The organism is Caballeronia arationis (assembly GCF_001544975.2).
Classification (GTDB): Bacteria; Pseudomonadota; Gammaproteobacteria; order Burkholderiales; family Burkholderiaceae; genus Caballeronia; species Caballeronia arationis.
Map to the genome: position 1 here is coordinate 1 of NZ_FCOG02000626.1, position 507 is coordinate 507.

Sequence of the window (507 nt, forward strand, 5' to 3'; positions counted from 1 at the left end):
TCCAGTTCTCGGTAATCCGATCCGGCTCGCTTAGTTGGCTTCGCGCGCCAGTCTCATTTTCAGGCGACTGTGCTCAATGCTCAAGTCGACCCATTCGTCGGTCAATGCCTTGAAGCGCTTGTAGTTGTCGATCTGGCGGCGCACGTCGCTCAGCGCGTCGCGCGCAATGTACTCAGTTCGGCTCTTCCTGTCTCGCGTATAGCTCAGCTGATAGTACGCCCCACTCTGGTTGGCGGGGTCCTTGTATTGACAGCTCAGTGAGCCTGGGCGCATTTCATCGATCGCGGCGAGCTTCGCCTTAATCGTCTCAATGCGTGTTTCGATTTGAAGGAGGCGTTTTTGTGTCATTTGTATAGCATACAAATGCTATACTTGACTGTCAACAACGACTCGAAGACAAACGATGTCGCTTTGGATGGCTTGGTGGGACGCGATCTGGTTGCTGCGTCCGGCGTTCTCGCGCCTGCGCAGCTTCATGTGGTTCGCAACTGCCGTGGCAGGCTTGAC

The 507-nt window shown here is 55.2% G+C and carries 1 protein-coding gene; it reads right to left on the reverse strand.

Going from position 1 to position 507, the window contains the following annotated elements:
* Positions 1–30: 30 nt before the first annotated feature.
* Complete coding sequence (locus tag AWB81_RS44180) at positions 31–348, reverse strand: DUF6788 family protein (protein ID WP_062644844.1); 318 nt, start codon at positions 346–348, stop codon at positions 31–33.
* Between the last annotated feature and the right edge of the window lie 159 nt (positions 349–507).

Excerpts from the sequence above, each read along its gene's own strand:
- AWB81_RS44180 (WP_062644844.1), bottom strand. The coding sequence starts at position 348 with ATGACACAAAAACGCCTCCTTCAAATCGAAACACGCATTGAGACGATT.